Annotated in this window: 24 protein-coding genes and 1 pseudogene; 18 read left to right on the top strand and 7 right to left on the bottom strand. The window is 61.6% G+C overall.

Features of this window, described 5'->3' with window-relative positions:
* The first annotated feature begins 21 nt into the window (after window positions 1-21).
* From urtB to ureG, 12 genes are all read left to right on the top strand, one after another.
* A complete protein-coding gene (gene urtB, locus M0D68_RS19465; protein WP_234487539.1) occupies window positions 22-1,647 on the top strand; it encodes an urea ABC transporter permease subunit UrtB in 1,626 nt (541 codons plus the stop codon).
* A 1-nt stretch (window position 1,648) separates the two neighbouring features.
* The gene (gene urtC / locus M0D68_RS19460; protein ID WP_200650701.1) at window positions 1,649-2,833 is read left to right on the top strand and encodes an urea ABC transporter permease subunit UrtC; all 1,185 of its coding nucleotides are present in this window, start codon (window positions 1,649-1,651) and stop codon (window positions 2,831-2,833) included.
* Window positions 2,830-3,693 carry an urea ABC transporter ATP-binding protein UrtD gene (gene urtD, locus M0D68_RS19455; RefSeq protein WP_200650700.1) on the top strand — a complete coding sequence of 288 codons (864 nt, stop codon included), beginning with the start codon at window positions 2,830-2,832 and terminating at the stop codon, window positions 3,691-3,693. Before urtC ends, urtD begins: the two co-directional genes overlap by 4 nt.
* Window positions 3,694-3,749: 56 nt before the next feature.
* Complete coding sequence (gene urtE, locus M0D68_RS19450) at window positions 3,750-4,442, top strand: urea ABC transporter ATP-binding subunit UrtE (RefSeq protein ID WP_200650699.1); 693 nt, start codon at window positions 3,750-3,752, stop codon at window positions 4,440-4,442.
* A 177-nt stretch (window positions 4,443-4,619) separates the two neighbouring features.
* Window positions 4,620-5,501 (top strand): urease accessory protein UreD, encoded by an 882-nt coding sequence (locus M0D68_RS19445; protein WP_266225031.1) that lies wholly within the window; start codon window positions 4,620-4,622, stop codon window positions 5,499-5,501.
* Between the two features lie 227 nt (window positions 5,502-5,728).
* A complete protein-coding gene (locus tag M0D68_RS19440; RefSeq protein WP_200650697.1) occupies window positions 5,729-6,532 on the top strand; it encodes a transporter substrate-binding domain-containing protein in 804 nt (267 codons plus the stop codon).
* Between the two features lie 172 nt (window positions 6,533-6,704).
* Entirely contained in the window at window positions 6,705-7,007 is a 303-nt protein-coding gene (ureA, locus tag M0D68_RS19435; RefSeq protein WP_054041799.1) for an urease subunit gamma, read from the top strand.
* 17 nt (window positions 7,008-7,024) lie between these two features.
* Window positions 7,025-7,330, top strand: a complete 306-nt coding sequence (locus tag M0D68_RS19430) for an urease subunit beta (protein ID WP_200650696.1) — start codon at window positions 7,025-7,027, stop codon at window positions 7,328-7,330.
* Window positions 7,331-7,385: 55 nt separating this feature from the next.
* On the top strand, window positions 7,386-9,092 hold the full coding sequence (ureC, locus tag M0D68_RS19425) for an urease subunit alpha (protein WP_054041795.1): 1,707 nt from the start codon (window positions 7,386-7,388) through the stop codon (window positions 9,090-9,092).
* 3 nt (window positions 9,093-9,095) lie between these two features.
* The gene (gene ureE / locus M0D68_RS19420) at window positions 9,096-9,776 is read left to right on the top strand and encodes an urease accessory protein UreE (RefSeq protein WP_200650695.1); all 681 of its coding nucleotides are present in this window, start codon (window positions 9,096-9,098) and stop codon (window positions 9,774-9,776) included.
* Window positions 9,763-10,443 carry an urease accessory protein UreF gene (locus tag M0D68_RS19415; RefSeq protein WP_093636316.1) on the top strand — a complete coding sequence of 227 codons (681 nt, stop codon included), beginning with the start codon at window positions 9,763-9,765 and terminating at the stop codon, window positions 10,441-10,443. Before ureE ends, M0D68_RS19415 begins: the two co-directional genes overlap by 14 nt.
* An 11-nt stretch (window positions 10,444-10,454) precedes the next feature.
* Window positions 10,455-11,108 (top strand): urease accessory protein UreG, encoded by a 654-nt coding sequence (gene ureG, locus M0D68_RS19410; protein WP_093636318.1) that lies wholly within the window; start codon window positions 10,455-10,457, stop codon window positions 11,106-11,108.
* A 55-nt stretch (window positions 11,109-11,163) separates the two neighbouring features.
* Here ureG and waaA read toward each other — a convergent pair whose 3' ends face one another.
* The 4 genes from waaA to M0D68_RS19390 all read right to left on the bottom strand — a co-directional run bounded on the left by waaA (window position 11,164) and on the right by M0D68_RS19390 (window position 16,143).
* Window positions 11,164-12,480 carry a lipid IV(A) 3-deoxy-D-manno-octulosonic acid transferase gene (gene waaA, locus M0D68_RS19405; RefSeq protein ID WP_266225026.1) on the bottom strand — a complete coding sequence of 439 codons (1,317 nt, stop codon included), beginning with the start codon at window positions 12,478-12,480 and terminating at the stop codon, window positions 11,164-11,166.
* 76 nt (window positions 12,481-12,556) lie between these two features.
* On the bottom strand, window positions 12,557-13,441 hold the full coding sequence (locus M0D68_RS19400) for a Kdo hydroxylase family protein (RefSeq protein WP_054041786.1): 885 nt from the start codon (window positions 13,439-13,441) through the stop codon (window positions 12,557-12,559).
* 61 nt (window positions 13,442-13,502) lie between these two features.
* On the bottom strand, window positions 13,503-14,504 hold the full coding sequence (waaC, locus tag M0D68_RS19395) for a lipopolysaccharide heptosyltransferase I (protein WP_211705757.1): 1,002 nt from the start codon (window positions 14,502-14,504) through the stop codon (window positions 13,503-13,505).
* A gap of 244 nt (window positions 14,505-14,748) precedes the next feature.
* Window positions 14,749-16,143, bottom strand: coding sequence for a phosphomannomutase/phosphoglucomutase (locus tag M0D68_RS19390; RefSeq protein ID WP_211705756.1), 1,395 nt, complete (start codon window positions 16,141-16,143; stop codon window positions 14,749-14,751).
* A gap of 304 nt (window positions 16,144-16,447) precedes the next feature.
* Between M0D68_RS19390 and M0D68_RS19385 the strand changes: the two genes are divergently transcribed.
* Genes M0D68_RS19385 through galE form a run of 4 tightly spaced genes read left to right on the top strand, consistent with a single transcriptional unit; the run spans window position 16,448 to window position 20,772 of the window.
* On the top strand, window positions 16,448-17,710 hold the full coding sequence (locus M0D68_RS19385; RefSeq protein WP_211705755.1) for an oligosaccharide flippase family protein: 1,263 nt from the start codon (window positions 16,448-16,450) through the stop codon (window positions 17,708-17,710).
* Window positions 17,707-18,537, top strand: coding sequence for a glycosyltransferase (locus M0D68_RS19380; protein ID WP_266225023.1), 831 nt, complete (start codon window positions 17,707-17,709; stop codon window positions 18,535-18,537). The genes M0D68_RS19385 and M0D68_RS19380 overlap by 4 nt, the downstream gene beginning before the upstream one ends.
* A 51-nt stretch (window positions 18,538-18,588) precedes the next feature.
* On the top strand, window positions 18,589-19,737 hold the full coding sequence (locus M0D68_RS19375) for a glycosyltransferase family 4 protein (RefSeq protein WP_266225021.1): 1,149 nt from the start codon (window positions 18,589-18,591) through the stop codon (window positions 19,735-19,737).
* Between the two features lie 12 nt (window positions 19,738-19,749).
* Window positions 19,750-20,772 carry a UDP-glucose 4-epimerase GalE gene (galE, locus tag M0D68_RS19370; protein WP_266225020.1) on the top strand — a complete coding sequence of 341 codons (1,023 nt, stop codon included), beginning with the start codon at window positions 19,750-19,752 and terminating at the stop codon, window positions 20,770-20,772.
* Window positions 20,773-21,613: 841 nt separating this feature from the next.
* Here the strand turns inward: galE and M0D68_RS19365 are convergent.
* The 3 genes from M0D68_RS19365 to M0D68_RS19355 form a co-directional block, all read right to left on the bottom strand.
* Entirely contained in the window at window positions 21,614-21,979 is a 366-nt protein-coding gene (locus tag M0D68_RS19365; RefSeq protein ID WP_211605858.1) for a helix-turn-helix domain-containing protein, read from the bottom strand.
* Between the two features lie 105 nt (window positions 21,980-22,084).
* Window positions 22,085-24,100 (bottom strand): AAA family ATPase, encoded by a 2,016-nt coding sequence (locus tag M0D68_RS19360; RefSeq protein ID WP_266225018.1) that lies wholly within the window; start codon window positions 24,098-24,100, stop codon window positions 22,085-22,087.
* A 36-nt stretch (window positions 24,101-24,136) separates the two neighbouring features.
* Window positions 24,137-24,496, bottom strand: a complete 360-nt coding sequence (locus tag M0D68_RS19355) for a hypothetical protein (RefSeq protein WP_266225016.1) — start codon at window positions 24,494-24,496, stop codon at window positions 24,137-24,139.
* A 131-nt stretch (window positions 24,497-24,627) separates the two neighbouring features.
* On the opposite strand from M0D68_RS19355, the pseudogene M0D68_RS36625 reads away from it, so the two are divergent.
* Window positions 24,628-25,101, top strand: a pseudogene (locus M0D68_RS36625) (UDP-glucose 4-epimerase); the annotation flags it as partial.
* 270 nt (window positions 25,102-25,371) lie between these two features.
* Window positions 25,372-26,802 carry a mannose-1-phosphate guanylyltransferase/mannose-6-phosphate isomerase gene (locus tag M0D68_RS19350; RefSeq protein ID WP_266225014.1) on the top strand — a complete coding sequence of 477 codons (1,431 nt, stop codon included), beginning with the start codon at window positions 25,372-25,374 and terminating at the stop codon, window positions 26,800-26,802.
* Window positions 26,803-26,998 lie beyond the last annotated feature (196 nt).

The raw sequence follows: 26,998 nt of genomic DNA, 5'->3' as shown, positions 1-26,998 counted from the left end.
GGTTTTTCTTCAAAGGCCATCATGGCGTTTTCATTTCCGAAATTCGCACGACGCAGCATCGGCGGCCTTGCGCTCGCGCTTATCGTTAGCGCGCCGCTTAGCGCCTTTGCGCTCGCTCCGGCCGATGTCGCGCCGCTCGCCGGTGACGACTTCGATGCAAAATCCGCGGCAATCGACAAACTGATTGCCAACCACGACAAAGAATCTCTCGCGGTGCTCAAAGCCCTGTCCGAAGACAGCGCGCTCTCCACCGATTCCGGCGCAGTGCTGCTGCAAGACGGCGACACGGCGCGCGATGCCGTCACCGGTAAAACGGTCGCCGCGGGCGACGCGCAACCGGTCACTCTGAACAACCTGCTGCGCTCGAAAGTAGCGGGCGCACTCTCGGGTCTGCAACTCGATTCGCCCGATGCAGCGACGCGCGACGCCGCCGTCACCGCACTGCTGCAAAACCCGGATCCGTCGATCAAACCGCTCGTCGATGCGGCACGTGCGAAGGAAACCGACCCGGCGCTGAAGAAGCGCCTCGACACGCTGTGGGCAATGACCGCATTGCACGACGCCGACCCGGCCAAGCGCCTCGAAGCCGTGCAACTGGTCGCCGCGCGGCACGATCTCGACATGAACGAACTGCTGCGTCCGCTCGTCGCGAAGAAGCCGGACGGCACCTTCAATGAAGTGGACGATCGCGTGCGCTCCGCCGCGCAAAGCGGCATCGACGAACTCGATTCGATCCAGCGCCGCAGCCAGATCGCGGGCACGTTGTTCGCGGGCTTGTCGCTTGGCAGCGTGCTGCTGCTCGCTGCATTGGGTCTCGCAATCACGTATGGGCTGATCGGCGTGATCAACATGGCGCACGGCGAATTCCTGATGATCGGCGCTTACGCCACCTACGTCGTGCAGAACCTGTTCCAGCGCTTTGCGCCCGGCGCGTTCGACTGGTATCCGCTGCTGGCCGTGCCGGCGTCATTCGCCGCCGCCGGACTGGTCGGCATCGTACTCGAACGGCTGGTATTGAAGCATTTGTATGGCCGTCCGCTCGAAACCTTGCTGACCACCTTCGGCGTCAGCCTGATTCTGATTCAGGCGACACGTATGGTGTTCGGCGCGCAGAACGTCCAGGTGATCAACCCGGCATGGATGAGCGGTGGCGTGACCGTGCTGCCCAATCTGATCCTGCCGTACAACCGGCTGGCGATTCTGGCGTTCTCGCTGATTGTCGTCGGGATTGCGTGGGCTGTCCTGACTAAAACCCGCCTGGGTCTGTTCGTGCGAGCCGTCACGCAAAACCGGCGGATGGCAGCATGCGTCGGTGTGAAGACCGCGCGCGTCGATTCGTATGCGTTCGCGTTCGGCGCAGGCATTGCCGGGCTGGGTGGCTGCGCGCTTTCGCAGATCGGCAATGTGGGCCCGGATCTCGGTCAGAGCTACATCATCGATTCGTTCATGGCCGTCGTGCTCGGCGGTGTCGGTCAACTCGCCGGCACGGTGATCGGCGGCTTCGGTCTCGGTTTGATCAGCAAGGCGATCGAGCCGTTCTGGGGCGCGGTGCTCGCCAAGATCGCGGTGCTCGTGCTGATCGTGCTGTTCATCCAGAAGCGTCCGCAGGGCATGTTCGCCCTCAAGGGCCGCAGCGCGGAGGCATGAGATGACATCGGCTACCTCTCCGGCTCACGTCGGCTCAGCTAGCAGTGGCGCTATTGCCGGACGCGAAGCGCAGTCCGGCTTCGCGCTCGGCTTGCCGCCGCGTCCCGCGCTGCTGTCACGACGCGCGTGGCTCGCGCTAATCGCACTGATCATCGTGTTCGGTCTTGGCGTGCCATTCGCCACGCTGGTGGTCCCGGAAACGAGCGCGTTCCACCTGTCCGCGTACGCGATGACGATCACTGGCAAGTTCATGTGCTACGCAATCGCTGCGCTGGCACTCGATCTCGTGTGGGGCTACTGCGGCATTCTGAGTCTGGGTCACGCGTTGTTCTTTGCATTGGGCGGTTACGCGATCGGCATGTACCTGATGCGCTCGATCGGCCACGAAGGCAAATACGGCAGCGACCTGCCCGACTTCATGGTGTTTCTCGATTGGCATCAACTGCCGTGGTACTGGGAAGGCACGCAGCATCTCGGGTATGCGCTGCTGCTGGTAGTGCTGGTGCCGGCGGTGGTCGCATGGGTGTTCGGCTTCTTCACATTCCGTTCGCGGGTGAAGGGCGTGTACCTGTCGATCATTACGCAGGCGATGACGTTTGCCGCCATGCTGCTGTTCTACCGCAATGAAACAGGTTTCGGTGGCAACAATGGCTTTACCGATTTCAAACGTATCGGTGGTTTTCCGATTACGCATCCGGGCACGCGCACTGCCCTCCTGCTGATCACGTTCGCAGTGTTGATCCTGGCCTTCATCGGCGCGCGGGCAATCGTCACGTCGAAGCTCGGCCGCGTGGTCACTGCGGTGCGCGATGGCGAAACGCGTTTGATGTTCCTCGGCTACAGCCCGCTCGCGTACAAGCTGTTCGTGTGGACCGTCTCCGCTGTTTTGTGCGGGATTGCTGGCGCCTTGTATGTGCCGCAGGTCGGCATCATCAACCCGGGCGAGATGTCGCCGGGCAACTCGATCGAGATGGCGATCTGGGTAGCGGTGGGTGGACGCGGCACGTTGATCGGACCGATCATCGGCGCGTTCGCGGTGAATGGCGCGAAGAGCTTCTTTACCGCGAACTTCCCTGAATACTGGCTGTTCTTTCTTGGTCTGATTTTCGTACTGGTCCCGCTGTTGTTGCCGAACGGCATCATGGGCCTGATCGAAATGGTCACGCGCAAGAGGAACCGCTCATGAACGAAAACCCGATGGTTCCTGATCTTGCATTGCCCGAAGAGCCTGCTGAACGGTCGCTGAGCGGTGTCGCGAGCATGGGGCACGCGGTGGTGCCGGGCGAGATCGATATTTCGCACGGGACGATTCTGTACCTTGAAGACGTGACCGTGAGTTTCGATGGGTTTCGCGCGTTGAATGCGCTGACTTTGTCGATCAATGCGGGTGAGTTGCGTTGCATCATCGGGCCGAATGGTGCCGGCAAGACGACGATGATGGATGTCATCACCGGGAAGACCGAGCCGGATTCCGGCAAGGTTTTTCTGGGGCAGTCGATCGATCTGACACGGATGAACGAGCCTTCTATTGCGCGCGCCGGGATTGGGCGCAAGTTTCAGAAGCCTACTGTTTTTGAACAGCATCCTGTGTGGGAGAACCTTGAGTTGGCCATGAAGGCTGACAAGGGATGGTGGGCTTCTTTGCGTGCGCGACTGGATCGTGAGGCGCAAGCGCGAATTGAAGAGACGTTGGCCTTGATTGGCTTGGAGAGCGAAGCGCGCCGGCTTGCCGGCGAGTTGTCGCATGGACAGAAACAGCGGCTCGAGATCGGCATGTTGCTGATGCAGAAACCGGCGCTGCTGTTGCTCGACGAGCCCGCAGCGGGCATGACCGATGACGAGACCATGCAGTTGGCTGAGCTGCTCAATCACTTGCGTGGGAGTTGTTCGATGATGGTTGTCGAACACGATATGGAGTTTGTCGCGGCGCTATCGGGTGAAAAGGGCAAGGTCACGGTGATGGCCGAAGGGCGAGTGCTCGCCCACGGCACGCTTGATGAGGTGAAGAGAGATGAGACGGTGATCGAGTCTTATCTCGGGCGGTAACGGCCGCAATCAGATCAAGGCCGAAAAAAGCCACCAGAATTCAAGGATCGACCGACATGCTAGAAGTAGAAAACCTCAACCAGTACTACGGCGGCAGCCACATTCTTCGTGATGTGAAACTCACCGTGCCTGACGGCAAGCTCACCGTGCTGCTGGGTCGCAATGGCGTGGGCAAAACAACCTTGCTTCGATGCCTGATGGGCGTGGTCCAAACCAAGAGCGGCTCGATCGCCTGGCGCGGCGCGCCGATCACCAAGCTGCCGACCTACTCGCGTGTAGAAAAAGGCCTCGCCTACGTCCCGCAAGGCCGCGACATCTTCCCGCGGCTAACCGTCGAAGAAAATCTGTTGGTCGGTGCAGCCAGCAAAAAGGCCCCGAAGAAAATCCCGGATCGTATCTACGAACTCTTCCCCGTCCTGAAGGACATGCGCAGCCGCCGCGGCGGCGATCTCTCCGGCGGTCAGCAACAACAGCTCGCGATCGGCCGTGCGCTGATGAGCGATCCGCAATTGCTGATCCTCGATGAACCCACCGAAGGTATCCAGCCCTCGATCATTCAGGACATTGGCCGCACGCTGCGTCAACTGGTCGAAGAAATGGGCATGACCGTGCTGCTCGTCGAACAGTACTACGACTTCGCCAAAGAGATCGCTGATCGGTATTGGGTGATGAGCCGTGGTGAAATCGTCGCGGGCGGTGACGGCGCCAACATGGATACGGATGGCGTACGGGCGTTGATCGCCGTCTGAGCGGCACAAGGAGCACAAACCGCACAGCGTGCTATTCTCGCCGCATCCTGCGGCAACGCGGCTCGTCGTCGTTGCCTAACGCGTGCGGGCACGCTGCGCATTGACGCGTCAGTTGCCGCGTCCGCTACTGTGCCCAATACCGCACCCAGCCGCTCATTCATTCGCAAATCCGCTCGCATGTCGCTGCACGAAAACCACGCTGCACTCGCTACCGCGCAACCCACGGCTCACTCGCAATGGCGCGCACGCCTCGAACTCGGCTTCGTCAAAGACGGCGAACGGACGACGCTCAAGCATCGGCTGCATGACGGTCCGTTGCGCGTGCAACGGCCGCTCTATCCGGAGGGCCATGCGATCTGCCACGCAGTGATCGTGCATCCGCCGGGTGGGATCGCGGGCGGCGATCAACTCGATATCGACGTGGATGTCGGCGACAGTGCGCATGCCGTGATCACCACGCCCGGCGCAACCAAATGGTACAAGTCCAATGGCCGTGCGGCACGGCAGAATATTGCGGTGCGTGTCGGCCCACAGGCAAAGCTCGACTGGCTGCCGCAGAACAATATCGTTTTCGATCAAGCCAACGCGATGCTGGATTTTTCGCTGACGCTTGGCGAAGACGCTACTGCAATTGGGTGGGATGCGACTCAGCTTGGGCGGCAGGCGGCTGGCGAGCGGTGGTCAAACGGGCAGTTGCGAGCCGTATCGCGGATCGTTGGGGCGAACGGCGAGGCACTGTGGCTCGAACGCGCGGGCCTCAGCGCGGAAGATTCATTGCGGGACGCCGCGCAAGGACTTGCCGGGTTTCCTGCGTATGGAACGCTCTGGGCGGTCGGGGCGGCCTGCGATGATGCACTCGCTGAAGCGCTCACTGCCCAGCTACCGTTTGATGATTCGTTGCGGGCGGCGGCTTCCTGTGTCACTGACGGGGTTTTACTCGTGCGGGCGGTGTCGCGGTCAATGGAGACGCTGCAGCGGGCCTTGACGCAATGCTGGCTCCAGTTGCGCCCGGTCGTGCATGGCGTCGACGCTGTGCCGCTGCGCATCTGGTCGACCTGATCCGCTCATCAGCAAAAGCGCCTCGCAGCGCGAGCGCGCCTTTCACCTTCGTAAGACGTCACAAGCACCAATCCGGCGCATCCGACTGCTCCAAGTCGGTGCGACGTCGCATTTTTCGCCCCGCCAAGCCATGCTGCACCGCCATGGCACATACCTTGCATCGAATCCCCCACGATGCTGCCGCGTCCTGACGGCAGCCGACCACCCGCCACCACCGCTCGCACAACATGACCCGATCGACCCTTCGCCCTGCGCGTCGCGCCTGGCTCGCCGCACTGCTGCTCTCGCCCGTCCTCGCCATCAATGCGCCTGCCGCCCACGCGGATACGCTCGACAACATCGCCAAAGCCGGCGTGCTGAAAGTCGCGGTTCCCGAAGACTATCCGCCGTTCGGCTCGGTCGGCGCGGATATGAAGCCGCAAGGCTATGACATCGATACCGCCGCAATGCTCGCGAAGTCGATGAACGTGAAGCTCGAACTCGTGCCGGTCAATAGCGCGAACCGCATTCCGTATCTGCAAACGGGGAAGGTCGATCTGGTGATTTCGTCGCTCGGCAAAACGCCTGAGCGCGACAAGGTCATCGACTTTTCGACGGCCTATGCGCCGTATTACCAGGGCGTGTTCGGTCCCGCCGACATCAAGGTCACCGGCCCCGCCGATCTCACCGGCAAGACGGTCGGCGCCACGCGCGGCGCGCTCGAAGAAATCGGCCTCACGCAAATGGCGCCGAACGCCACCATCAAACGCTTCGAAGACAACAACGCGACCATCGCCGCGTTTCTCTCGGGCCAGGTGCAGTTGATCGCTGCCGGCAATATCGTCGCCGCCGCGATCAATGCGAAGAATCCGCCGCGCCGTCCGGAACCTAAGTTCGTTATAAAGGATTCGCCATGTTTCATCGGCATGAACAAGAATGAAAGCCGGCTGCAGGCGAAGGTCAACGCCGCCATCGCCCAAGCGAAGGCGGACGGCACGCTCAACACGATGTCGAAGAAGTGGTTCGGCGCGCCCTTGCCGACCAGTCTGTAAGCGGGTCGTTAATTCAGCTTGATATCTTTGTAAGCTGATCTGGCAGTAAGCTTGTCGCGGTTTGTTTCGCGTCGTATTTCGATGCGGCCGCGATGGCGCACAACGAAACGCGACCTCGATCGCATCCAACGCCTGTCCTGGCTGGGACAGGCGTAACCCAACCTGATATCCGATGAAGCTGACACCTCGCGAGAAGGACAAGCTGCTGATCTTCACCGCCGCGCTGCTCGCCGAACGGCGCCGTGCTCGCGGCCTCAAACTGAACTACCCCGAAGCGATCGCTTTCATCACCGCCGCGCTGATGGAAGCGGCCCGTGACGGCAAGACCGTCGCCGAGGTCATGCACTACGGCACCACGCTGCTGACGCGCGCCGACGTGATGGAAGGCGTGCCGGAAATGATCCCCGACATCCAGGTCGAAGCCACGTTCCCCGACGGCACCAAGCTCGTCACCGTTCATCACCCGATCCCCTAATCACGCAAGGCAGCCCCATGATTCCCGGCGAACTCCTCGTCGACGACGGCGAACACGAACTCAACGCGGGCCGCGCCACCGTCACGGTGGTCGTGTCGAATACCGGCGATCGTCCGGTGCAGATCGGCTCGCACTATCACTTCTATGAAGTGAACGAGGCGCTCTCCTTCGATCGTGAAACGGCACGCGGCTTCCGGCTCAACATCGCAGCGGGCACCGCCGTGCGCTTCGAGCCCGGCCAGGAACGCACTGTCGAACTGGTCGAACTGGCGGGCGACCGCGTCGTCTACGGCTTCAACGGCAAGGTGATGGGCAAGCTCTGATGCGCGACCCGCGCACGCTTGCTCTGACCACTCTGCTCATTTCCGGACCCTCACCATGACATTACGCATCGGCCGCCGCGCATACGCGGAAATGTTCGGCCCCACCACTGGCGACCGCGTGCGCCTCGCCGACACCGAGTTGCTGATCGAAGTCGAACGCGACTTCACGACTTACGGCGAAGAAGTGAAATTCGGCGGCGGTAAAGTGATTCGCGACGGCATGGGCCAGTCGCAACGCGTGCATGCCGACGTAGTCGATACTGTCGTGACGAACGCGGTGATTCTCGATCACTGGGGCATCGTCAAGGCCGACATCGGCATCAAGAACGGCCGCATCGCCGCAATCGGCAAGGCGGGCAATCCCGACATTCAACCGAACGTAACGATCGCGATCGGCGCGTCCACCGAAGTGATCGCGGGTGAAGGCCTGATCGTGACCGCGGGTGGCATCGATACGCACATCCACTTCATCAGCCCGCAGCAGATCGAAGAAGCACTCGCGAGCGGCGTGACGACGATGCTCGGCGGCGGCACGGGTCCGGCAACGGGCACGAACGCGACGACTTGCACGCCGGGCCCGTGGCATCTCGAACGCATGCTGCAAGCGGCCGATGGTTATCCGATGAATCTCGGCTTTCTCGGTAAGGGCAATGTGAGTCAGCCGCAGCCTGCTTTGGAGCAGATCGCTGCGGGCGCGATCGGTTTGAAGCTGCACGAAGACTGGGGCACGACACCGGCTGCGATCGACAACTGTCTTTCCGTCGCCGACGATACCGACACGCAGGTCGCGATCCACACGGATACGCTGAACGAAGCCGGTTTCGTGGAAGCGACCGTGGCCGCGTTCAAGGGCCGCACGATCCACACGTATCACACGGAAGGCGCAGGCGGCGGCCACGCACCGGACATCATCAAGGTCTGCGGCGAAGCGAACGTGTTGCCCTCCTCCACGAATCCGACGCGCCCGTATACCGTCAACACGCTCGAAGAGCATCTCGACATGCTGATGGTGTGCCACCACCTGGACCCGTCGATCGCGGAAGATATCGCCTTTGCCGAGTCACGCATTCGTCGCGAGACCATTGCTGCCGAAGACATCCTGCACGACCTCGGCGCGTTGTCGATGCTATCGTCGGATTCGCAGGCGATGGGGCGTGTGGGCGAAGTGATCATCCGCACGTGGCAGACCGCCCACAAGATGAAGGTGCAACGCGGCGCGCTACCTGAAGACAACGCACGGCACGACAATTTCCGCGCGAAGCGTTACGTTGCCAAGTACACGATCAACCCGGCCATCACGCATGGCATCTCACATGAAGTCGGCTCGATCGAGCCGGGCAAGTGGGCCGATCTGGTGTTCTGGGAGCCAGCGTTTTTTGGCATCAAACCGTCGCTGATTCTGAAGGGCGGCATGATCGCGATGGCGCAGATGGGCGACCCGAATGCGTCGATCCCGACGCCGCAGCCGGTCCACTATCGCGAGATGTTCGCGACGCGTGGCGGTGCGTTGGGACGGACTTCCCTGACCTTCGTTTCGCAGATGGCTGCGGATGCTGGCGTCGGCGAACGTTATGGTCTGAACAAGCGTATCGTTGCAGTGAAGAACTGCCGCAAGATCACGAAGGCAGACATGATTCACAACGCGTGGCGTCCGGCAATTAGCGTCGATCCTGAGACGTATCAGGTTATCGCTGATGGTCAGTTGCTGACCTGCGAACCGGCCACCGTGCTGCCGATGGCGCAGCGTTACTTCCTGTTCTAAACCATGCGCACTCTCGACAAACTGATTGCGCCGCATTTGAAGCTCGCACCTGTTCTGGTGAAGCGCGCGCCGACTTTGACGCTCGCTTTCGATGACCGCCGTAAGAGCCGTCTCGCGGCAACGCTGGATAACGGTGAGGAGGTCGCGCTGCTGTTGCCGCGCGGCACGGTGCTGCGCGACGGCGATGTTCTGGTCGCTGATGATGGTGGTTTGGTGCGCGTAGTCGCTGCTCCCGAAGCCGTGCTGGTTGTCCGCGCGAAAGATGCGCTGACTCTGACGCGCGCCGCTTATCACCTTGGCAATCGTCATACGCCCGTTGAAGTCGGTGCGGATTATCTGAAGCTTGAATACGATCCGGTTCTCGCCGATATGCTCAAGCGCATCGGCGCAAGTGTGGACCAGGTGTCGATGCCGTTCCAGCCTGAATCGGGCGCGTATGGCGGCGGTCACAAGCATGGTCACGATGAGACCTTTGCTGAGGACTATGCGTTAGCTCAGCAGGTGTTCGGCGAGCATCATGGGCATGAGCATGGACATGATCACTCGGATCATGAACATGGTCACAGCCACGCGCACGGTCACTCGCATGACCACGGCCACGACCATTCGCACGATCCCAAAGACGACGATCACGTCCACGACGAATCGTGCGGCCACGGGCATCATCACCATGCGCATCGCTGAACTCACAGCGCTGCTGCATCTCGCGTCGCCGGCATTACCGATCGGCGCGTTCAGCTACTCGCAGGGTCTCGAAGCGGCGATCGAAGCGCAACTCATCACCGATGCGGATTCCGCACGCGATTGGATCGCGAGCGGTCTAACCGACGTGCTCGCACGTGGCGAATTGCCGTTTCTCGCACATCAAATGGAACGCTGGCGCGCGCATGACGCAGACGGCTTGCGCGAAGCAAACAGCGAGTTCCTGGCAAGCCGTGAGTCCGCTGAGCTACGACGCGAAACGGAACAGATGGGCTGGTCGCTGCGACAATTGTGCGTCTCGCTCGAATGGGGCGGCGCAGACCGACGTATGACGCTGGCATCACTCAAACCCCTGGCCCAACCCACGGCTTTCGCCTTCGCCGCTTTCGCCCACGACGCAGCGCCTGACGCCGCTCTTGCCGCCTACGCATTCAGCTGGGTAGAAAACCAAGCCGCTGCCGCATTGAAGGCGGTGCCGCTCGGTCAACTCGCGGGTCAACGCATCATCGTCGCGCTACGCGAGCCGATCGATGCCGCCGTCACACGCGCCCTGGCCACTTCACCCGACAACATCAACACCTTCGCGCCGCAATTGGGCATTCTGTCGGCGCGTCACGAGTCGCAGTATTCGCGGCTCTTTCGCTCTTAAAAAGATCCATCATGAACGCACCTCATCACCCCGCTCACTCGTCTGTCCGCACGAAGAAACTGCCGCCGCTGCGCGTCGGCGTCGGCGGCCCCGTCGGCTCGGGCAAGACCACGCTGCTCGAAATGCTCTGCAAGGCGATGCGCGAACAGTACGACCTCGTCGCGATCACCAACGACATCTATACGAAAGAAGATCAGCGTCTGTTGACCGTAGCGGGCGCGTTGCCGGCCGAACGGATCATGGGCGTGGAAACGGGTGGCTGTCCGCACACGGCGATTCGCGAAGACGCGTCGATCAACCTCGAAGCCGTCGATCGCATGTTGACGCGCTTTCCCGATGCGGACATCGTGTTCATCGAATCGGGCGGTGACAACCTCGCGGCAACCTTCAGCCCGGAACTGTCGGACCTGACGATCTACGTGATCGACGTAGCTGGCGGCGAAAAGATTCCGCGCAAAGGTGGCCCAGGCATTACGAAGTCGGATCTGCTGGTGATCAACAAGACCGATCTCGCACCGATGGTCGGCGCAAACCTGGAGGTAATGGCTTCAGACGCGAAGAAGATGCGCGGCGAGCGTCCCTTCGTGATGTGCAATCTGAAGGCGCTCGACGGATTGGATGTGGTGGTGAAATTTATCGAGAAGAAGGGGCTGTTGAAGGTCTAAACCCGAGAGGCGCGCTTCAAAGCTTTGAAGTCAGGGCGCTTCAGCGCCCATTCCCTCACTCCGGCAACACCGCCATCAACACATCAACAGTCCGCGCCGTCGCGCCACGATGGCGCGCGGCAAACGCCGAAGCCGCGCCGCCCATCGCGAGCCGCCTCGCCTTATCGCCGAAGAGCTCACGCAGCGCTCGCGCCAGATCAGCCGGATCCTGCACCTGCACCGCCGCACCCGCCGCAACCGCATCCGCCGTCGCTTGAGTGAAGTTGAATACATGCGGCCCGATCAGCACCGGCACCCCAACCGCGCATGCCTCAATCAGATTCTGCCCGCCCAACGGCAGCAAACTCCCACCGATAAACGCCAAATCCGAGGCGGCATAGTAAGCGCCCAACTCGCCCATCGAATCGCCGAGCAGCACATTGACGTTGGAAGGCAAAGCAGGCACCCCACCGCCCACAGCTGAAGCAGCACCCGACGCCACCGTCGCAGCAGGCGCCCAAGCCGAGCGCCGTTCAAGGCGCAAACCAGCCTTCTCAACCAGCCCCGCCACTTCATTAAACCGTTGCGGATGCCGCGGCACCAGGATCAACAGCGCATCCTCGATACCCAGCGCGGCGAACGCTTGCAGCACCAGTTCCTCTTCGCCTTCACGCGTACTCGCCGCGACCCACACCGGCCGCGTGCCGATCGCCGCACGCCACGCATGGCCACGCGCCGCCAGTTCCGGCGGCGTGCTCATATCGAACTTCAAATTGCCAAGCACCGCGACATTACGCGCACCGAGTGCAGTGAGCCGTTCCGCATCCGAAGGGCTCTGCGCCAGCACGCGCGCAAACCCACCGAATACGCCTTTAGTCGCATGACCGAACTTGGCCGCACGCTGGTACGAACGCGCCGACATCCGCGCATTGGTGAGCACCAACGGCACATCCGCGCGACGACATTCGTCGATCAACGTGGGCCACACCTCAGTTTCCATCACGAGACCGAGCGACGGCCGCCACGCCCGCAAAAACCGCCGCACCGCATGCGGCATGTCGTACGGCAGATAACTGCGCAACACACGGTCGCCGAAAATCTGCTCACCGGTGGCACGGCCACTCGGCGTCATATGCGTCAAAAGAATTCGCGCGTCGGGACGCGCCTTCATCAACGCATCGATCAACGGTTGCGCGGCACGCGTCTCGCCCACCGACACCGCATGCACCCAGATCAACGGCGCATTGTCTTCCGGCAACCGGCCGCGCGAGTAACCGAACCGCTCGGCGATATGCTCACGATAGCCACGCTCCTTGCGCGAACGGATCAGCAAGCGCAGCACGGCGAGCGGCGCGACGACCCACCAGAGCGCGTTATAAATCGCCCTCAGCATCGGGACTCCGCACGCTCGAGCGCGAACCCGAAAGCAAGCGCGCGTTTCACCGCGCGATCGAAACAGACAGCGGCGCTCAAACGAGAGCCCTGCCCTTCAGGCGCTCGAGAATGCCGAGCGGCGCGCAGTCCGGCTGCGCCATCGCCTTGACCGGCAGGAAGAAGGTCTGCTCCAGCATGAACTGGCCGGACATCACCGCATGCGAAGTCTGGTCGGAGAAACACACCCAGACGCTACCCGGCGGAAACGGCATGGTCTCCTGCGGGCTCGACTTCTGATACTCGAGATCGGCCTTCATGCCGTCGTGCAGATTCAGCATCAAATGGTCGTATTCGCTGCGCGGCGATTTGGTCACATGCAGCAGGTTCAGCAGCCACGCCGAACCCGGCATCTGCGGTTTGATGCGCGGCAGGAAGCGCTTGGCCATATCCTCGAACGGTTCGCCGACTCGCCACACGCGCGGCGCGCCATGCGGATTCACGTTGGTGAACACGCGCAGAATGCGCTCGCCGTAATTCGGCCGCGACGGAAAGGCATCTACATGCAGACGGCTATCGTCCTTACGCCAGGACGTCTCGCGCCCTTCCACCTGATGCAGCCGCAGGCTGGTCGGCGCGACGCGCAATTTACTGTTGTATTCGGGAAAGAGTCCATCGACCAGCGTGCGCGCATTGGCCTGATAACGCGCGATCAACGCGCGCACGGCCGACTGCGTGACCGCATCACCGGCCACCCCATGCAGCGCGCCGCCATTCGGCTCAAGACTGATGTTCTTGCGATTCGGATCGGCCAATGCAGGATCGAGCAAGGCCTGTTCGCCGCCTTCGATGGCAAAGCGCAGATTCGGGAAATACAGCACCTTGCCGCGTTCGACGCCGGCCAGCAGCGTCTCGCGCGGCACGGACAGATTGCGTCCGTGCCAGTCGGCGTTCGCTACTTCGATGATCTGGGTTTCGTTCATGGTCGCCCTTAAAAACGGATGGAGCGTAAGGCGAAGCACACCGCATTACAGCGTTACGACACTAGAGCAGGCCGAATCCGGCCAGCGCGGACTTGACCTCTTGCAGCGTGGGCGGCTTGCCAGCGGTGCCGAGATTGACGACATTCGGCGACCAGTAACCGCCGGTGCGCCACGCGGTGGCGAAATTGTACAACTCGACCGTCGGACGCTTCAGCGCCGCCGCAATGTGAACTAGACCTGTGTCAACGCCGACTGTCGCGGCGGCGCCTTCGATCAGGCCGACCACCGCCGGCAACGAGAGCCTGGGCGGCACGATCGCCGCACCGCCGAATTCCTTCGCCAGACGCTCGCTGGTGACGCGCTCTTCCTCGCTGCCCCACGGCAGCACGATCGACGCGCCGCGCCGCACCAAAGACTGCCCGAGTTCGATCCAGGCGGTATCGGGCCACTGCTTGTCGGCGCGCGAGGTGGCGTGCACGAACACCACGTAAGGCACCGGCAGGTTCAGATTCGCTTCCGACAAAGCCAGCGCTGCGCGCCCGGTGTCGATGCCGAAGTCGATTTCGTCGGTGGGTTGCGGCTGCGGGTCGTCCAGCGCGGCGGCTACCAGTTGGCGCGTGCGCTCGACCACATGGGTGCGCGGCTCGATCGGCACGCGCTTGTCGTAGAAGAAGCGCACCGGCCATTCGTAGCCCGCGCCGTCGGTACGGTTCGCGAGGCCGACCAGCGGCCCGCGCGCCATGCTCGCGACCCACGCGGTCTTGATGAGCCCCTGGCAGTCGATCACGAGGTCGTAGTTCTCGGCGGCGAGCGCGCGGCGAAACGCGCCGATCTCGCGCCAGTTGTCGACCGAAAGGATGCGCTTGCGCCAGCGCCGCAGCGACACGGGAATCGCCCGCCGCACGCCGCTGACGAGCTCCACGAGCCCCACGAAGCTTTCCTCGACGAGCCAGTCGATCTGGGCCTCGGGATGGCGGCGTCGAATGTCGGCGATCACCGGCATGTTGTGAACGACGTCGCCCAATGACGACACCCTCACGATTAGTATCTTTTGCACGCTCAAGTGTGGGAAAACCGGCTATCCGGCCCGAAGAAGCGTTGAGAAAGCCCCCAAACCTGTCGCTTCGCGCCAGGCCCCCCCGAGGGGGAGTGAGAAAACTTGGGGCGGCCCGGCGTTTTCTCACGAGGACGGCAATTCTATCGCGACACGAGTAAATGGCATGAAAAAACGCGGCGCGGTAACTGAAACCCGCGCCGCGTTCGATGACAACCGCGGTTCACGAAGAACCGCGCCGCCGCTGGAGCTTTTAGAACGGCAGCTTCGCGTCCGGCTTCTCGGCCATGATCACACGGCGGAAGTCTTCCTGGATGCGCTTGAGCGCTGCGTCGCTATCGGCTTCGAAACGCATGACCACCACCGGCGTGGTGTTCGACGAACGCGCCAGACCGAAGCCGTCCGGATACTCGACACGCAAACCGTCGATCTTCACCACATCGTCCGCGCCCGTGAACTTCGCGTTTTGCTGCAAACGCGCGATCAGTTCGAAGTTTTCGCCTTCTTCGAGCTTCAATTGCAGTTCCGGCGTGGAATTCGAGTTCGGCAGCGAGTTGAGCAGCTTGCTCGGATCCGCTACACGCGTGAGGATTTCCAGCAAACGCGCGCCCGTGTACAGGCCGTCGTCGAAACCGTACCAGCGGTCCTTGAAGAACACGTGGCCGCTCATTTCGCCCGCCAGCGGCGCGCCGGTTTCGCGCAGCTTCGCCTTGACCAGCGAGTGGCCGGTCTTCCACATCAGCGGTTCGCCGCCCTTCTCCTTGATCCACTTGCCCAGATTGCGCGTGCACTTCACGTCGTAAATGATCTGCGCGCCCTTGTTGCGCGACAGCACTTCTTCGGCGAACAGCATCAACTGGCGGTCCGGATAGATGATCTGGCCGTCTTTGGTGACGACGCCGAGGCGGTCGCCGTCGCCGTCGAAGGCGAAACCGATTTCAGCATCCGTTTCCTTCAGCGCGCGGATCACGTCCTGGAGGTTTTCCGGGTGAGCCGGGTCCGGGTGATGGTTCGGGAAGTTGCCGTCGATTTCGGTGAACAGTTCAACCAGTTCGCAGCCGAGCTTCTTGAAAAGCTTCGGCGCGAGGCCGCCTGCCACACCGTTGCCGGTGTCGACGACGATCTTGATCGGGCGCGCGAGTTTGACGTCGCTGGTGATGCGATCCAGATAGGCGTCGGCGATGTCGTACTCGGTGTACGTGCCGCTGCCTGCAGAGAAGTTTTCGTCGACGATGCGCTGATGCAGCGCGAGGATCTGTTCGCCGTAGATGGCCGCGCCGCGCAGGACCATCTTGAAGCCGTTGTAGTCAGGCGGATTATGGCTACCCGTCACGACGATGCACGAATCGACGCGGCGCTCGCCGCCGTCGAGCTTCAACGGCACGCTGGCCGCGAAATAGCCGACCGGCGTCGGCACCATGCCGACATTGACCACGTCGACGCCGGCCGCACGCAGACCGTCCGATAGCGCCTGGATCAGATCGGGACCCGACAGGCGTCCGTCACGCGCCACCACCACGGCGTCGCCGCCTTGCGCCCGCACTTCGCTGCCAAAAGCGAGACCGATCGAACGCGCTGCGTCAGTGTCGAGCGTCTTGCCGATCACACCGCGAATGTCATACGCCTTGAAAATAGATTTGGAGATCATGATGGCTCACTTGCGTGCAATGGAAAATTTTGACCGGCGTATAGCCGAGGGATCGGTAAAACTACCTGCTAAACCGAGCGATGCGCCCTTGCCGGAAGCGATCCGGTTCCAACTTATAATTGCGCCTTCCGGACATGCCCTAATAGACGCCCATTCTAATGCTTAGACGCCCTGCTTTTGCAATGTTGCCGCGACAGTCGGCCAGGTGGGCTGTTACACATTGCGCCCTAGCGCACGTTGCGTCACCCGCACAACACCTGCAACACCTACCACGCGTGCAACCGCATAGGCGAGTGTCCACCGGATGCTGACGCTCAAACGCTTCGCCAATCCCGACGTCACCCGCGCCTTCACCAACATCGTCTGGCTCGGGCTGGAGCGGCTCACGCAGATCGGCGTGGCGATCGCGATCAGCGGCATGCTGGCGCGCTACTTCGGGCCTGATACCTTCGGCAAATGGCAGTACGCGAACACGCTGCTGCTGGTGCTGTCGCCGATCACCTGGGTGTGCGGGGCGGAAATTCTGGTTCCAACCATCGTCGGCCGGCCGTCAACTCAGCTGGGCACTGTGCTTGGCAGCGCCTTCGCGCTGCGCTTTTCGGTGTCCGTCGCGGCCCTCCTGCTCACGTGGCTCGGCATTGCGCTGCACTTCTTCGACCCGCTGGTGGGCGCCATGCTCGCCGGACTTGCGGTCACGATGCTGTTTCGCGAACCGTTCGTCGGCGTGATCAATGCGTGGCTGCAAAGCATGACGTACAGCAAGCCGCAGTTGCTCACCAGCATGAGCACCGCGGTGCTGAAGGCCGGCGTCGTCTATCTGATGGTGCGCGCGATAGCAACGCCCGCACGCTTTGGCTGGCTGTGGGCCGCGGAATCGGCGCTCATTGGTGCGGTTCTCCTGATCTACTACACCCGCCGGCATGGCGGCAAGCTCGGCTGGCACGTTGACCGTTCGCTCTTCAAGCACTTCGCGACCGCGGGCACGGTGTTCTGGATCGGGCTGATCTGTATGTATCTGTTCCTGAAACTGGACCGACTGATGCTCGAGCGGGCCATTTCCTTCGCCGACCTCGGGCGCTATTCCGCCGCACAGCAGCTGAACGAAAACTGGATCACGCTCGCGCTGATGCTTGCGCAGACCATTGCGCCCGCCTTCATCTACCGCGTGCAGGACGCCGCGCAATTGCGCCGCAACGTGTGGCGGCTCACCGCCATGACCGCCGCGCTGATGGTGAGCGGTGCGATCGTGCTGGATCTGCTGGCGGGTTTCATCATCCGCCGCGTGTTCGGGGCGGATTTTGAAGGCGCCATCGAGATTTTCCGCTGGGCCGTGTGGCTTTCCGTGCCGGCCGGCATCGAAGCGATCGGCAATCTGATCGTGCTGAAATATCAGGCCAAATTCGTGTTGCTCTCGAAGTGGCTGCTGGCGCTGGCCGTCGCGTTCGTGGTCAATCTGCTGGCGATTCCGCGGCTTGGCGCTTACGGTGCGCTGGTCGGTCTCGCGGCCGGTTATCTCGCCGCCGCGTCAGTTAATCTTTATTACATTCGTTTCAAATTGCGCCCATGACGAATTCATCCGCCACCGCGCAAATTTCTCTCGACGACGTCGCCGTCCTGATGCCCGCGTACAACGGCCAGGCCGACGTCGATCTCACGCTGGCCTCCTTCAGCGAAGGCGCGCTGATCCACGTATTGATCGTCGACGACGGCAGCACGCCGCCGATCGTCGCGCCGGCAATCCCCAACATGAAGATCGAAGTGCTGCGCATGCCGCAGAACGGCGGCATCGAGCGCGCGCTGCAAACCGGCATCGACGCCCTTGCGCAGCGCGGCTTTCGCTACGCAGCACGCATCGACGCGGGCGACCGCAGCGTGCCGCAGCGCCTCGCGAAACAACGTGTGTTCATGGAATTGCATCAGCAAGTGGCGGGGCTCGGCATGTGGACGCAGGTCGTCACGCGTGAAGGCAAGCCGCTTTTCATGCTGACGCCGCCAGCGGAACCGAACGAGATCCGGCGTCTGCGCTTCTTCCGCTCATGCCTCGCGCATCCTTCGATGATGCTGCGCGTTGACGCGGTTCGTGCGGTCGGCAACTATCGCGCGGCCTATCCTTCCGCCGAAGACCTCGATCTGTTCCTGCGCCTGATGGCGCGCTACGACTGCGCGAATCTTCCGGAACTCGGGCTCTACTACGAGCTGAACGAAGGCGGCATCAGCGCGACCAAACGGCGCCGCCAGGTCAGCTCGACGCTGCGACTGCAACTGCGCTACTTCAACGTCACCAACCTGTACGACTGGCTGGGTCTCGCCAAAAATCTGCTGCACTTCGTGACGCCTTACCGCGCCTTGCAGCGGGTCAAACGCACGCTGCTCGCGCCACGTGCGGGCCACTGATTCCGTTACGCCGTCATTCACCCTGTCATTCACCGTCGAGCCCGTTCCCGCATGAAGCCTGCCTTGAAATCGACGCCCGCGCTACGCATTACACTCGTCTGTAACACCGCCTGGGCAATCTATACGTATCGGCAAGGGCTGATCCGCATGCTGGTTGGCCGCGGCGTCGACGTGACGGTGCTCGCGCCGCGCGACCGCACGTTCGAACTGCTCACCGCGATGGGGTGCCGCTGCATCGAATTGCCGGTGGCCTCCAAAGGCACCAGTCCGCGCGAGGACCTGCGCACACTTTTGTCGTTGTATCGTTTGTATCGAAGCATCCGCCCGCACGTTGTGTTCCACTACACGATCAAGCCGAACATTTACGGCTCGGTCGCCGCGAAACTGGCGGGTGTGCAGTCGGTGGCGGTGACGACCGGGCTCGGCTACGTATTCATCCAGCAGAGCCGCGCTGCGCAAGTCGCCAAAAAACTGTACCGTTTCGCCTTCCGCTTCCCGCGCGAAATCTGGTTTCTGAATCGCGACGACCAGGCCGCGTTTGTCGAGCATAATTTGTTGGTGCATCCTGAACGTGCGCGTCTCCTGCATGGCGAAGGCGTCGATCTCGAACAATTCAGCTTCACGCCGCTGCCGGAGCGGGCGGAATTCAAGTTTGTGCTGATCGGGCGGCTCTTGTGGGACAAGGGCGTGGCCGAATATGTCGAAGCCGCGCGGCGCTTGCGTGAACGTTATCCTCAGGCGCGGTTCCAATTGCTCGGTCCGGTCGGCGTCGACAACCCGAGCGCGATCACACGCGAAGAAGTAGCCGCGTGGGAGCAGGAAGGCATCATCGAGTATCTTGGCGAGGCGCACGACGTGCGGCCTTTTATCGCCGAAGCGGACTGCGTCGTCCTGCCTTCCTATCGCGAAGGCGTGCCACGCACGCTGATGGAAGCATCGGCGATGGGCCGGCCGATTGTTACGACGGATGTGCCCGGCTGCCGTGAAGTGGTGGCGGACGGCGTCAATGGATTGCTGTGCGAAGTGCGCAATGCCGCGAGTCTCGCGGAGAAGCTGGCGCAGATGCTCGACATGAGCGGCGCCGAGCGCCGTGCAATGGCTGAACGCGGCCGACAGAAAGTCGCGGAAGAATTCGACGAGCGCGTGGTCGTCGAAACGTATAAAGACCTGGTGCAGAAAATGACGGGCGTTTTACTTTAACGGAGCAACAGCATGACCACGAAGGGTACGATTCTGGTAACGGGCGGTGCAGGATTTATCGGCTCGCACACATGTGTCGAACTGCTCAACGGCGGTTACGACGTCGTGGTAATCGACAATCTCGTGAACAGCAACCGCGAATCGCTGCGGCGCGTGGAGAAAATCACCGGCAAGGCCGTGAGCTTCTACGAGGCCGACGCGCGAGATGAAGCGGCGCTCAATCGTATTTTCGACGCACACCCGATCACCGGCGCGATTCACTTTGCCGCGCTGAAGGCGGTGGGCGAATCGGTCGCGAAGCCGATCGAGTACTACAGCAATAACGTCGGCAGTTTGCTGGCGCTGCTCGGCGTGATGCGCGATCGCAACGTGAAGCAGTTCGTGTTCAGTTCATCGGCAACGGTGTATGGCGTGCCGAAGAGCTCGCCGATCGACGAATCGTTTCCGCTGTCGGCAACCAATCCTTATGGGCAGTCGAAGCTGATTGCCGAGCAGGTATTACGTGATCTGGAATTGGCGGATGCGTCCTGGCGGATCGCGACGCTGCGCTATTTCAATCCGGTTGGCGCGCATGAGAGCGGGTTGATTGGCGAGGATCCGGCGGGTATTCCGAATAACCTGATGCCGTATGTGGCGCAGGTTGCTGTCGGCAAGCTCGAGAAGCTGCGGGTGTTCGGCGGCGACTATGAGACGCCGGATGGCACCGGCGTGCGGGACTATATCCACGTTGTTGATCTGGCACGTGGGCATCTGGCGGCGCTGGATGCGCTGGTTAAGCGCGATGCCAGCTTTGTCGTAAATCTCGGGACGGGGCAAGGGTATAGCGTGATCGACGTCGTCAAGGCGTTCGAGAAGGCTTCGGGGCGCCCTGTGCCTTATGAGATTGTGGCGCGCCGGCCGGGCGATGTGGCTTCGTGTTTTGCGGATCCGGCGGCGGCTTTGAATGTACTCGGATGGCGCGCTGAGTTTGGGATCGAGCGGATGTGTGCGGATCACTGGCGGTGGCAGGAGGGGAATCCGAACGGCTTTAACTGATCCCTATCGTAGCAACGTGACACGGATGCCGCGAAATGCGGCATCCGTGCACCGCGGCACTCTGCCGGCCGCATCCTCCTGCTTGTTCCCCGGCTTCCTCCTCCCAGCTTCCTCCCCTCTTCTTTCCGCATCCGCCACGATGCTCCCGTTGAGCCGCTAGTCCAACGCCTGATCCAAGCCAAGGATGTCCGCTGCGTGCGTAAAGAAGCCCGCTGTCGCTCCGAGTGTGGTGCCGACATCGTGGCCCATCGGCATTGGCGGGACGGGCGCGGACGCAAGCGTGCTCGGCGCACGGCCAGGGCTGGCCATAAGATCCTGAGCCACAGAATCTTGAGCCATAGGACCTCGAGCGGTAGCGCGGACGCTTGGCGGAAACAGTTCGGCAAAGATCGGTCGCACCGTCGTCCCAGCCCGCCGACCTCCGCAGTGTTTAGCGTCGCGGGACGCTTCGCCCGGGGGCGAGGGGCCCCCAGGGTTTTCGTGCTCGCCGCAACATGGTCGTCCCGTTCGCCACGGCAGCCACATGATCGCGCTTGTCGGGATGCCGTCTCCCGGAGCGTTAACGAGTTCGCGTCGTGAACCAGATTTCATGAACCAGCCCAAGACGTCGCCATGAGCGTCGAGCGGGACAAGACACACCGCCCCGGTGCGCACGGTCACGCACGAACCCGTCCATACCTTCGCCGCCATGGGGAGCACTGGCGAGGTATAGGCCATCTGATTCGATGAATGCACCGGAGGTGCAGCTTCCCGTCCGCCGGAACCGACTGATACCCGAGAGGGCTGATTCGGACGGTGCCCGATTGATGGAACGCAAATACCATTTCGCGTGCGTCCGTGTTCAGGACTGCGCCCCCCTGGGTTCAGCGTGTGGGAATTGCAACCGGATCATGATGCCATCGAACCCGAACAGGTAACGTGCATCCCGATCGAGGTCGATGATTTCCGACTCGAGAAGCGCTTCGAGGTCGTGGCTCATCATCATCCTGCCACGCTTCAGACGCACGGCAATCGCCTCCGCCGTCATCGGTCCTTCGTCGTGCAGCAGCCGGATGATCTCCATGCGTTTCGCAGTAACGGTCCCAAGCAAACCCTCTGGCTCGTCAAAGAGTATCCACGTTGAATCAGGATGTTGGCCATTGAGGATTGCATCCATACGCTCTTTCACGGCGTCAAATGGAATGGTCTCGAGGATAAGAAGTCGCATCGTAATTCCTTCTCTATAGGGAGATGTGCGCCGTAGTTATGGCGCACATCGTGACGATATCGCGCCAACTCTGGCGCGCAAGGAGACAGGCTTGCGGTATTGTCTTCAACCTAGGGCGAACCTGCTGCGCAACGCGGTACGCACATCCTCCGCGGTGATCACCACAGTGCCTTCACGTAGATGCCGCACGGCTGCTGCGTCAAGGGTTCGCTGCAACACCGCATCAGCATCAGCAATCGAATGTCCTTTCAGACCGGCGACAGCGCAGTCCATCGTGTGGCGTGAGACGGCGAACACGGTGCCCGCCATGACCTTGAAACGCATGCGGACGTAAGACGCCAGGGCGTCATACTCGGGTACCGAGAACGCGACCTTCTCTTCAAGTCGCCCGCCACGAAGCGCAGCCGGGTCGAGCGTGTCCTGATGGTTCGTTGCGCAAATGTACAGAACGTCCGGCAGCCGCCCGTCCGCACCGTCCAGTGTCGTCAGCACCTTGTTCGTGACCGGAGCGACACCCGACATACGGCGCTCGCCCAGCACATCGTCCGCCTCGTCGATGAAGACGATCGCCGGGCGCAGGTCCTTCGCGTCCCTGACGAGCCCGTCCCATGCGCCAGGGTTCGCGAGTAGCTCGGCTCCCGTCGTCTTCAGAAATATGTACCCACTGGCTTTGGCCAGTGCCAGAGCCGCCTGTGTCTTGCCAGTACCAGGCGGCCCGTAAAAGAGCACGCCGCGCGGCAGGCTGCCGCCAAGCCGCTCGAGGCCGTAGGTATGTCGCAACCTGAAAGCGAGATCATGCAGATCGTTGCGCGAGACATCCGGCATGATGATTTCGTCGATCGACTTCACGTTTTCAGGAAGCCGGCCTTTCGAGCCCTGCAAGCGTCGCATCGCACGCATCGCAACATCGAAGCTCAAGCTGCCTTCGCCGATAGCACCCTCACGACGCATGTCGGCCAGCTCGCGCCCGATCGATGTGAGGCGTGCGGCGCTGAATCCCTCCCAGCGGGCTGCGAGATTTGTGAGGATCGGTGCGGTAAGCGCATGGAACCCCATTGCTTCGGCGACCGCGTGACGGAGTATGGCCTTGCGGGCTTCGAGATCTGGCGCAGGCACCTGGACCTTGAAGTCAAACCGGCCTTCGCGAATTGCCGCGCCATCCAGCGCGGCGAGGTTGTTTGTCGCGGCGACGAGAACGATTCGCGTGCCGTGCAGGCGTGCGATCTCAGTGAGCATCACATTCGTGAGGTCGCGGTCCATATGGTGTATTCCCTCCGCGCGGGGTTTAACGTAGCTATCAAATTCATCGATGAAGAAGACCCCGTGGCCGAGCTTTAGCGCCTGAGCGAATGCAGCCTTGATCTTCACTGGCGTCTCGTTGATCCACTTGCTTGCGACCGAACCGTAGTCGAGTGCGAAAAATGGCACGCCCAGTTCGCCGGCGAGCGCCTCGGCGAACATGGTCTTGCCGCTCCCGGGCTCGCCGAACAGGAGGATGCCGTTGCGCGCGCGCTCCGGATTTCCGATGACGTCGCGTGCGGCGCCGAGCAATCTCGCTTTCGTCTGAGCCATTCCGACAATCCGGGAGAAATCGAAACGCGGTTGCGCGATGAGTTCGTCAAAACTGTAGGCAGGTTCAGCGGCACGAACTGAATCAGGGACAGACGCAGACGCTGCTGGTTGCGACGGCCGCTTCGATGACGCTACTCCGGGAAAGACAGCCTGGAAATCGCTATCGCGTCTGACGTCGGGAGCGTTTGCCCTGTGAGTTGACGGCAAGAGCGGGTGGGCACGCCGGTACCAGACGCCGGCCGCCACCGCGAACACCAGACACCCGGCAAGCGCCGCAAGCCAGGGGCGATCCAGATGGACAAGAGATTGAAGCGCCGCCAGTCCGAGCACGAAGAGGACGACGCGCCGAACGAAGTGATATCTGCGAAACAGGAACCAGAACACCGCCACCAGCGCGACGGCGACGCACAGTAGCAAGGGCCAGTTTCGGGCAAGCGTCAGCTTCCCCGATGCGAGTTCATGCAGGATCGCGCATGCCCAGCCATACAGCACTGTCGCAAGCACGAAGTGCAGGACGAATCCGGATACAGAATGGACGAGGTGTTTCATGGCTGCTCCAGGTAATGGTGAAAGGACGTCCGCAGTTCAGCGCGGCCACTGCTGCAGGATTTCCTCGCACGTCTCGTGGATGATCCTGCGCACGACCTCCTCCCACTCGAGCCGGGTTGAATACATCGTGAACAGCATCTCGATGCCAAAGATCACCGCACCGGTCCTGATCATCGACATCAGGGCGGACACGGCTCCGCATGCGGCGGAGCCGAAGAGCGCCTGCAACTGGTCTGCGCCCCACACCGCAGCAAAGCACGGGATCAGCACCGTCAGGTACGGAGCAGCCAGGCCGATCGTGCCCAGGGTGTTCAGTAGCCCTTGGAAAAACCACGGGATTTCTGCGTAAGCCGGATCAATGAAATTCAGACGGGAACGGGGACGATTGCTCTGCATGAAGTTTCTCCTTGATGGATGGGACAGGTGGTTCGTTCAGAGGCGAAGAACACAAGTCCATCTTCACGCACGAAAAGACGGATGCAAGTCGACGGATCCGGGTGCGCAGGAACGGTTCCGTCGATTGACGAGCGCGTGATACCGTTCTGATCTGCAAAGATCAGGCGTGGATTCCGAACAATCTGATGCCGTATGCGACGCAGAAGACCGTTGGCAAGCTCGCGAAGCTACGGAGGTTCGGCTGCCAGCATGAAACGCCGGATGGTACAGGCGGGTACGACTATGTACACTTGGCGGATGTTGCGCGCGGACATCTGGCCGCGCCGGATGTGCTGGATGTGCTGCAGGCTCAAGCCAAAGCGTGACGCCAGCTTTGTCGTGAATCCAGGGACTGGGCAACGGTATGGCGAGACGGGTGTCAAAAAAGTGTTCAAGAAAAGCCGCCGGACGGCCTGTGTTTTACGAGATCGTATGCCGCCGCCCGAGCGACGTTACCTCGTGCTTCGCCGATCCACCGGCAGCTGAGAAAATCGTCGGCTGGCGCAGGGTATGACATCAGGCGGATATGCGTAGACCACTGGCGTGAGCAGTCGACGAGTCTGTAGAGGGATTCGCCTGGGTTGATCTCACCTCGAAGGCGGAGTCAGAGAATCGCCAGACAAGGACTTTGCCGCCGTCAATCGCGCGTCAATGAATGGCATCATCACCCGCTGGCACGCCCTGCGGCGGCAGCGCGCCCGTGCCTTTGGCGTCGCATGCAAAGCGCACGGACGTGAACGTATCCATGAGCAACGCCGCGCCCCAATGACACGTTTGATGCCCGCGCTCGCATGCGCATTTCCGAATACAGAAAATCTTAGACAGGGAGTGACACCATGTACATTCATCCAGTGATTCTTTGCGGCGGAAGCGGTACCCGACTTTGGCCAATGTCAAGGGGAGGGTATCCGAAGCAGTATCTCAGGTTGACCGGCGAAAACACGCTGGTTCAACAAACTGTATTGCGCCTGCGCGGTATCAAGAACGTCGCGGCTCCCATTGTCGTCACGAATAACGAACAGCGCTTTCTGGTCGCTGAGCAGCTGCGACAGGTAGACATTGCACCGGCATCGATCGTACTCGAGCCTGTCAGCCGTAACACCGCACCTGCCATTGCGGTTGCGGCACTGGCCGCGATGCGCGAATCCGCGGAATCCATCCTGCTCGTTCTGCCATCGGATCATGTGATTACCGGTGAGACGGCATTTGTCGAGGCGGCCGAAGCCGCGGCTGAGATCGCCAAAGACGGTTATCTGGTCACCTTCGGTATTGCACCAACCGAGCCGCACACTGGCTATGGCTACATCCGAGCGGGCGTGCAGCTTGACGGTGACACCCGTGCGTTCGCGGTGGACACATTCGTCGAAAAACCGGACGAGGCCACGGCGCGGCGTTTCCTTGGTGAAGGCGGCTACTTGTGGAACAGCGGCATGTTCATGCTGCGGGCTTCGACCTTCATCGAAGAACTACGCCTTTACGAACCGGGAATCGCCGCACAGGCAGAGCTTGCGCTCGACGGGGCGCAGCTCGACAACGACTTCACGCGCCTCGACGTTAAAGCCTTCGCCGCCTGCCCAAACGTTTCGATAGATCACGCCGTGATGGAGAAAACGCAACGCGCTGCGGTGATTGCCACAGCAGACCTCGGCTGGAACGATATCGGCTCGTGGACTGCGCTTGCTGACATTGCGGAACACGATGCCCAGGGCAATGCACTTCTCGGCGACGTCCTCACCGAAGCGATGAGCAACTCATACGTGCGCGCAGAGCATCGGCTGGTGGCCGCTATTGGCCTCGACAATGTCGTCATCATCGAGACCGCTGATGCCGTACTGGTCGCCAATCGGGACCAGGTCCAGGACGTCCGGAAAATCGTTGCCCAGTTAGACGCGGCGGGCCGCCACGAGTCAGTCACGCATCGTCGTGTGGCACGTCCCTGGGGCTCATACGAAGGCATCGACGGCGGCGACCGCTTCCAGGTGAAACGCATCGTGGTGCGCCCTGGCGCGCAGCTGAGCCTGCAGATGCACCATCACCGCGCCGAGCACTGGGTCGTCGTGAAGGGCACGGCACTCGTGACAAACGGTGACAATGAGATCATCCTCACAGAGAACCAGTCGACCTATATTCCGCTTGGCATCACGCACCGCCTGAAGAACCCGGGCAAGATCCCCCTCGAGCTAATCGAAGTGCAATCGGGCGCCTATCTCGGCGAAGATGACATTGTGCGATTCGAAGACACATACGGGCGGGCGGAAAAGGTGTAAGCCCCATAGGAATCTGACAGATCAATAAGGCGTTGTCACATCAGGGTGTTCGCGTCGCGATAGTGCGATGGACAGAGCTTTCCTTCCAGCCTGACCGGTTACCGTGCCAACGCCGCCTGCGGCCGTCGAACTCGTCACGATCGACTCGAGCGAATCACCTAGGATAGCTGCATGAACTAGAAGCCTGAAGAATTGC

The sequence above is a fragment of the Paraburkholderia sp. SEWSISQ10-3 4 genome, from assembly GCF_030464785.1.
Taxonomy (GTDB): domain Bacteria; phylum Pseudomonadota; class Gammaproteobacteria; order Burkholderiales; family Burkholderiaceae; genus Paraburkholderia; species Paraburkholderia aspalathi.
This window is presented reverse-complemented; position numbering and strand designations above follow the sequence as displayed.

Bases quoted from the DNA above. Each gene is read 5' to 3' on its own strand.
- M0D68_RS19355 (WP_266225016.1), bottom strand. From the start codon at position 24,496: ATGCAGAGCAATCGTCCCCGTTCCCGTCTGAATTTCATTGATCCGGCT.
- galE (WP_266225020.1), top strand. From the start codon at position 19,750: ATGACCACGAAGGGTACGATTCTGGTAACGGGCGGTGCAGGATTTATC.
- M0D68_RS19390 (WP_211705756.1), bottom strand. From the start codon at position 16,143: ATGATCTCCAAATCTATTTTCAAGGCGTATGACATTCGCGGTGTGATC.
- M0D68_RS19400 (WP_054041786.1), bottom strand. From the start codon at position 13,441: ATGAACGAAACCCAGATCATCGAAGTAGCGAACGCCGACTGGCACGGA.
- M0D68_RS19375 (WP_266225021.1), top strand. From the start codon at position 18,589: ATGAAGCCTGCCTTGAAATCGACGCCCGCGCTACGCATTACACTCGTC.
- urtC (WP_200650701.1), top strand. From the start codon at position 1,649: ATGACATCGGCTACCTCTCCGGCTCACGTCGGCTCAGCTAGCAGTGGC.
- M0D68_RS19440 (WP_200650697.1), top strand. From the start codon at position 5,729: ATGACCCGATCGACCCTTCGCCCTGCGCGTCGCGCCTGGCTCGCCGCA.
- waaA (WP_266225026.1), bottom strand. From the start codon at position 12,480: ATGCTGAGGGCGATTTATAACGCGCTCTGGTGGGTCGTCGCGCCGCTC.
- urtD (WP_200650700.1), top strand. From the start codon at position 2,830: ATGAACGAAAACCCGATGGTTCCTGATCTTGCATTGCCCGAAGAGCCT.
- urtE (WP_200650699.1), top strand. From the start codon at position 3,750: ATGCTAGAAGTAGAAAACCTCAACCAGTACTACGGCGGCAGCCACATT.
- urtB (WP_234487539.1), top strand. From the start codon at position 22: ATGGCGTTTTCATTTCCGAAATTCGCACGACGCAGCATCGGCGGCCTT.
- M0D68_RS19350 (WP_266225014.1), top strand. From the start codon at position 25,372: ATGTACATTCATCCAGTGATTCTTTGCGGCGGAAGCGGTACCCGACTT.
- ureC (WP_054041795.1), top strand. From the start codon at position 7,386: ATGACATTACGCATCGGCCGCCGCGCATACGCGGAAATGTTCGGCCCC.
- M0D68_RS19415 (WP_093636316.1), top strand. From the start codon at position 9,763: ATGCGCATCGCTGAACTCACAGCGCTGCTGCATCTCGCGTCGCCGGCA.
- ureG (WP_093636318.1), top strand. From the start codon at position 10,455: ATGAACGCACCTCATCACCCCGCTCACTCGTCTGTCCGCACGAAGAAA.
- ureA (WP_054041799.1), top strand. From the start codon at position 6,705: ATGAAGCTGACACCTCGCGAGAAGGACAAGCTGCTGATCTTCACCGCC.
- M0D68_RS19430 (WP_200650696.1), top strand. From the start codon at position 7,025: ATGATTCCCGGCGAACTCCTCGTCGACGACGGCGAACACGAACTCAAC.
- M0D68_RS19445 (WP_266225031.1), top strand. From the start codon at position 4,620: ATGTCGCTGCACGAAAACCACGCTGCACTCGCTACCGCGCAACCCACG.
- ureE (WP_200650695.1), top strand. From the start codon at position 9,096: ATGCGCACTCTCGACAAACTGATTGCGCCGCATTTGAAGCTCGCACCT.
- M0D68_RS19385 (WP_211705755.1), top strand. From the start codon at position 16,448: ATGCTGACGCTCAAACGCTTCGCCAATCCCGACGTCACCCGCGCCTTC.
- M0D68_RS19365 (WP_211605858.1), bottom strand. From the start codon at position 21,979: ATGCGACTTCTTATCCTCGAGACCATTCCATTTGACGCCGTGAAAGAG.
- M0D68_RS19360 (WP_266225018.1), bottom strand. From the start codon at position 24,100: ATGAAACACCTCGTCCATTCTGTATCCGGATTCGTCCTGCACTTCGTG.
- M0D68_RS19380 (WP_266225023.1), top strand. From the start codon at position 17,707: ATGACGAATTCATCCGCCACCGCGCAAATTTCTCTCGACGACGTCGCC.